Here is a 5,644-nt window from a genome sequence, read left to right as displayed (position 1 = left end):
GGCGGCCTCGGCCGCAAGCGGGCTGGCCGCCTGCAGCAACGGGGCCTGGGCCAGCGCGGGCGCTGCCAGCAAGGCCGCCAGCGCAAGTGCCAGGCCGTTGCGCCACAAAGGGGAAGATGAGCAATGGGTCATGGTGTTGGGGTGTGCGCCGGGGAGGAAGCCGCAGACGCAGGAGCGGGCAAGCCAGTAGCCTGGCATGCTATCAAAATAAAAGTGCCACTGCACCAGCGGCAGACGTCATAGCAGGTAAGCATTTGCAGTTGTGGCGCCTGACGGGTGCGCGATGCATGGCGGGGGCTGAGGGTGGATGCGGGCCAGGCGTGCCTCAGTGCCGCTGCTCATAGGCCTGGGTCACGCCATGGGCGATGGCATCGCTGATCAGGTTGCTCAGACCGCTCCAGGCGATCTGTATGCCCAGGCACAGCAAGATGAAGGCGGAAATGCGCAGAAACACGATCGTGCCGGTCTCGCCCAGCGGTTTGAGCAGCTTGTCGGCATAGCGGTTGCACAGCAGCAAGATGACACCCACCACCAGGCTGCCCACGGCCGCACCCATGACGTTGACCACGGTGATGGCTGGCGAGCTGCGGTCGAGCAGGCTCACGCCGATCGTGATCGTGGCGGCCAGGCTGCCCGGGCCGTAGGTGAGGGGAAAGGTCAGCGGGTAGAACGCGCGGCGCCGCGCCATCTCGGGCGTGAAGGCTTCGGCCAGCTTCTCGGTGCGCCCTTCGGTGGAGTTGGTGTTGATCATGTTCCAGCCAATGACGGAGACCAGCAGGCCGCCGCCGAGCCGGACCACATCGATGGACAGGCCGAACATCTCCAGCATGTAGGAGCCCACCAGCATGAAAAAGATCAGCAGCAAGGTGACATTGACGGCGATGCGGGTCGCGATGCTGCGGCGGGTGGCGTTGGAGGCCCCTTCGGTCAGCGTCAGGAAGATGGCCGAGACACTCACGGGGTTCAGGATCGGCAGCATGGTGGCGACCACCAGCAAAAAGCTCTTGCTGAAGGCGGCAAAGGCAATGGCAAAACTCATGAAAGGGCACCAGGCAATAGGAGGATCTGGCGCGCTAGCATGCCAGCCAAAGCGGGCTTGCGCTAGGGCCTGTGGCGGCCGGTGTTGGGCCAAAGGTACGCCTGCCGCCGCGAAAACTGGCGGGCAGCGGGCGCAAACAATTGGCCCCTGGCGACAAGGGCATCTGCGCAGGCAGTGGACAATAGCGCCATGAACTGGAGAAACATACTGATCCCCGTCGGCTTGCTGGTGCTGCTGGGGGCTGCTTACCAAAATTACAAATGGATGGGCGTGCTGGCCGTCAGCGGCGGCATTGTGCTGTGGCTGATGCTGCATTTCACCCGTCTGATGACCATCATGAAACGCGCTTCGGAGCGCCCTTTGGGCTATGTGGCCAGTGCCGTCATGCTCAATGCCAAGCTCAAAGCCAATGTGCCGCTGGTGCATGTGGTGGCCATGACGCGCTCGCTGGGCCTGCGCCAGTCGCAGGCTTTGGAGCAGCCCGAGGTGTTTGTATGGCGCGACAACACGGACTCCAGCGTCACCTGCGAATTTGTGCACGGACGCCTGCAGAAATGGACACTGCAGCGCCCCAGCGACCCGCAGGATGGCGCGGACAGCCCCGCCCACCCTCAGCCTTGAGGCCGGCTTACTTGTAACAAGGGCGACCCGCCGGCCGCTTGCACCGGCCCTTTAGCGGGGGTTGGCGCTCAATTCTGAGGCGCGCGCGCTCTATCTTCTGCCAAGGTGGGCGCCGTCCACGTAAAATCACTGCCCAGCATGGGAGCCCCTTGGGGCTGGTCCCCACCATTTGCCCGTGCCCACAGAATCATCGATAGCCGGCTCGCCCCAGAGGTGCAGGGCTGGCGCAGGAAAGTTGAAAACCATGACGCAGGCAGTTGTTGAGTTGCTGGCCAAAGACCTGAACGCCCAAGGCGGCGTGTTTTGTCCCAACCCCAAGGCAGATATGAAATTGTGGAGTGGCCACCCCCGCGTCTTTCTGGACGTGGGCCACAGCGGTGAGGCCAAGTGCCCCTACTGCGGTACGGTGTACCGCCTCAAGGCGGGCGAAACCTTCCACGGTGGCCATTGAGTGACTGATTCCCCATTGGGCGGCGCTGCAGCTTCGCGCAGGCTGACGCTGACCATTGGCATCCTCACCCTCAACGAAGAAGACAACATCGAGGCCTGCTTGCGCAGTGCCTCGTTTGCCGACCAGGTGGTGGTGGTGGACAGTGGCAGTGTGGACCGCACCACGGCCATTGCCTGCGGCCTCGGTGCCCAGGTGTTTCGCTACGAAGACTGGCAGGGCTTTGCGCTGCAGCGCAACCGGCTGCTCAGCCACGCCAAGGGAGACTATGTGTTCTTCCTCGACGCCGATGAGACCATCTCTCCCGCTTTCCGCGAGGAGCTGGAGGCCATTGTCCAGTCCGGCGAGGAGGCGATCTGGATGGTGCGCTGGCGCATGGTCGCTTTCGGCAAGGAGCTCAAGTACCTGCGCTCCACCGCCAAGGTCGAGCGCCTGTTCTGGCGTGGTTTGCTGCGCGAGTACACCGGCGTGGTGCACGAAGAGGCGCAGCTGAGCCGGGCCAATGTGACGCGCCACCTGATGCGCACGCCGCTGCTGCACCATTCGCGCAGCACCGTGCATTCCAGCCTGGAAAAGCTCACCCAGTACGCGATGCTGGGCGCGGCCAAGCGCGCCGAAGAGGGCGTGCGCGGCGGCATTTTGCGCGGCATGGCCTCGTCGTTCGCGATGTTTGTGCGTCTTTACTTCTTCCATTTCGGCTTTCTGTGCGGGGGCGCGGGCTTTTTGTACTGCGTCTTTGTCGCGCTGGAGAGCTTTTTCCGCTATGTGGCCCTGGCCTATGACCGCCCGTATCTGAGCGGAGACGTGCGCCGATGAGCCTGGCTGCGGCAGCGTCCGCTGCGCCCACGCCCGCGATGCGGGCCAGCCAGCTGGCGGCCTTTTTGGTGCCCGGTGTGGCGCTGACCCTGCCCTCGGGCTACTCCTTTGGCGCCGCGGTGCTGGCGCTGGCCAGCCTCGTATTTGTGCGCCAGTGGTGGGGCCGCCGCTGGGACCGCCGCGCGATCGCCTGGGCGCTGATGCTCGCCGCCATGGCCGTGCTGTGGACCATGAGCTTTGATGACTGGCTCCTGCGCTCGCGCAGCGACCAGTTCGTCAAATATGCGCTGGCCATCACCGGCCTGGGTTTTTTGCAAAGCTGTGCGCCCCGGGTGCGGCCGCTGGGCTGGGGCATGCTGGCGGGCGCGCTGGGCGCGGGCCTGGTCGCCGTCTACCAGACGGGCTGGACCGATGCCCACCGCGCCAATGGCTTTACCAATGCGATCCAGTTCAGCGGCATTGCGCTGGTGCTGGCGCTGGCCTGCTGTTTTGGCGTGCTGCTGCTGTGGCGCTCGCTGTCGGCCTGGCAGCGCGCCTTAGGCTTGGTGTGCAGCCTGTTCGGCTTGCTCGCCGTCATCCTGTCCGATACGCGCGGCAGCTGGATCGTGCTGCCCTTTGTGCTGCTGATTGGCGCGGTACTGCTGTGGCGCTGCGGTCTGCGCAAACCGGTGGGCTTGGGCCTGCTGGCCGCCGTGCTGGGCATTGGCGGCTTGGTCTCGCTCAAAGGCGACGAGATGGCCCAGCGCTACCACACCGCCGTGCACGAGGTGCAGAGCTACGAGGTGCAGGACCGCGATGCGGCCGAAACCTCGGTCGGCCAGCGCCTGGCCCACTGGCACCTGGCCTGGTACATGGGGCTGGACAAGCCGCTGACCGGCTGGGGCCTCAAAGGCTATATCGCCGAGAAGGCCCGCCGCGTGGAAGCGGGCGAGGCCAGTGCCTCGGTCCTCCCCTACGACCATGCCCACAACGAGCTGCTCGACATGTTTGCCAAGCGCGGCCTGGTCGGGGTGGCCCTGCTGCTGGCCTTTTATGCCGTGCCGCTGCTGATCTTCTGGCCCACGCAAAAGCGCATGGCCCAGTGCCCCGGCGCGCCTATGGACCGCCAGATTCTCTACCTGCGCATGCTGGGCATCATGGTGCCCCTGTGCTACATGGGTTTTGGCCTGACCCAGGTGTTTTTTGCCCATAACAGCGGGCATCTGTTCTACGTCTACCTGCTGGTGCTGCTGCTGGGGGCGTTGATTGGACGTGAGCGCACACTCTTGGCTTTGCAGCCGCAGTCCTGAGCTGCGCCATGCAGCGCCAGTGGCCCGGCGAGGGCCCTGGCTCAGGCGAGCTGGCGCGCCGCAAAGCGCGCCGCCGGCTCGATCAGCTGGGTCTGCGCTGCCACCAGCGGCAGATCGCGTGAGCCCGCTACCGTGCCCTTGACCAGCGAATACAAGGTGGCTGTCGCCAGCTCCAGCGCTTCGGGCAAGGGGCGGCCCTCCATCAAACGGCCCAGCAAGGTGGCGGCAAACACATCGCCCATGCCGTTGGGGAGCGGGTGCAGGTCGATGCGCGGCGTGGTCACCAGCCAGGCGCCTTGGCCATTGACGGCCAGGGTGCCCAGTTGGTCGGCCGCGATATCGGGTGTGGCCAGGCTGGTGATGACAATGGGGTCCGGCCCCCGGCCACGCATCTGGCGCGCGACGGCGACGGCCTCCTCGGTGCTGCCCAGCTTGGTGCCGCTCAGCAACTCGAACTCGAACTGGTTGGGCGTGATGATGTTGGCAAACGGGATGGCCTGGTCGCGCAGAAAATCGGGGATGGCGGGGTTGACGAAGAGCCCCCGGCCCACATCGCCCATCACCGGGTCGCAGAGGTAGCGCAGCTGCGGGTTGGCCTGGCGGATGTCGTTGACGGCGTCGAGAATGGCCGCGCCGGTATCGGCATTGCCCAGGTAACCGGAGAGCACGGCACCCACTTTGTGCAGCGCGCCGCGCTCGCGCAGGCCGGCGAGGATTTCGCGGATATGTTCGGCGCTCAGGATCTGGCCCCGGAACTGCCCGTAGCCCGTGTGGTTGCTGAACAGCACCGTATGCACCTGCAGCACCTCAAAACCCAGGCGCTGCAGCGCAAACACCGCCGCCGAGTTGCCGACATAGCCCCAGGCCACATGGGATTGGATGGACAGGATGACGGGGCGGGAGGCTTGCGCAGTGGCAGAGGGTGCAGCAGTGTTCACAGTAGGCAGTCTTTGCGGGCGAGGGCCCGGACCAGGCTGCCGGGCGTTGGCTGCTATTGTGCGCCCGCTGCCTGCCACTCCGCCTTGAGCTGCTGCAATAGTTGCGCAGCGGGCAGGGCTCGGGCCTGGGCCACACCCTGGCCGGCCCAGAGCGACAGGTACTGCGCATCGCCCGCCGCGCCCGCGAGCTTGCGCAGCGCGCCAGTCAGTGCGTTTTGCACCGGGTAGGGCGGAATGGCGGCCTCCTCGGCTTCGAGCGCGTCGATCATCGCATTGCGGATGCCGCGTGCAGGCCGGCCCGAGATGGTGCGGGTGGTGACCGTGTCGGTGGCCTGGGCGGCAGCCAGCGCGGCGCGGTAGGCCGTGTTGATGGCCGATTCGGGGCAGACCAGAAAGGCGGTGCCCATTTGCACCGCCTGCGCGCCCAGCGCCTGGGCAGCGGCAATGCCGGCGCCATCCATGATGCCTCCGGCCGCAATCACCGGCAGCTGCA

The 5,644-nt window shown here is 65.8% G+C and carries 7 protein-coding genes; 4 read left to right on the top strand and 3 right to left on the bottom strand.

What is annotated here, in order from left to right; genetic code table 11:
• Positions 1–325: 325 nt before the first annotated feature.
• A complete protein-coding gene (locus H928_RS29500) occupies positions 326–1,039 on the bottom strand; it encodes a MarC family protein (protein WP_021028652.1) in 714 nt (237 codons plus the stop codon).
• 189 nt (positions 1,040–1,228) lie between these two features.
• Between H928_RS29500 and H928_RS0123280 the strand changes: the two genes are divergently transcribed.
• The 4 genes from H928_RS0123280 to H928_RS0123265 all read left to right on the top strand — a co-directional run bounded on the left by H928_RS0123280 (position 1,229) and on the right by H928_RS0123265 (position 4,213).
• A complete protein-coding gene (locus tag H928_RS0123280; RefSeq protein WP_021028651.1) occupies positions 1,229–1,660 on the top strand; it encodes a hypothetical protein in 432 nt (143 codons plus the stop codon).
• Between the two features lie 244 nt (positions 1,661–1,904).
• Entirely contained in the window at positions 1,905–2,111 is a 207-nt protein-coding gene (locus tag H928_RS0123275; RefSeq protein WP_021028650.1) for a zinc-finger domain-containing protein, read from the top strand.
• Positions 2,112–2,924, top strand: a complete 813-nt coding sequence (locus tag H928_RS0123270; RefSeq protein ID WP_239645061.1) for a glycosyltransferase family 2 protein — start codon at positions 2,112–2,114, stop codon at positions 2,922–2,924. It begins immediately after the preceding gene.
• Positions 2,921–4,213 (top strand): O-antigen ligase, encoded by a 1,293-nt coding sequence (locus H928_RS0123265; RefSeq protein ID WP_021028648.1) that lies wholly within the window; start codon positions 2,921–2,923, stop codon positions 4,211–4,213. The genes H928_RS0123270 and H928_RS0123265 overlap by 4 nt, the downstream gene beginning before the upstream one ends.
• Before the next feature lie 41 nt (positions 4,214–4,254).
• Here H928_RS0123265 and pdxY read toward each other — a convergent pair whose 3' ends face one another.
• Together pdxY and H928_RS33820 are read right to left on the bottom strand one after the other, a co-directional pair.
• On the bottom strand, positions 4,255–5,151 hold the full coding sequence (gene pdxY / locus H928_RS0123260) for a pyridoxal kinase PdxY (RefSeq protein WP_021028647.1): 897 nt from the start codon (positions 5,149–5,151) through the stop codon (positions 4,255–4,257).
• 53 nt (positions 5,152–5,204) lie between these two features.
• Positions 5,205–5,644, bottom strand: a 440-nt coding sequence (locus tag H928_RS33820) for a nitronate monooxygenase family protein (protein ID WP_043341751.1), incomplete at its 5' end; no start/stop codon positions are given.

Origin of the sequence: Comamonas sp. B-9, assembly GCF_000410635.1 — a bacterium.
GTDB lineage: Bacteria > Pseudomonadota > Gammaproteobacteria > Burkholderiales > Burkholderiaceae_C > Comamonas.
Note: the sequence above shows the minus strand (reverse complement) of the source record. Positions and strands in the feature narration are given on the sequence as shown.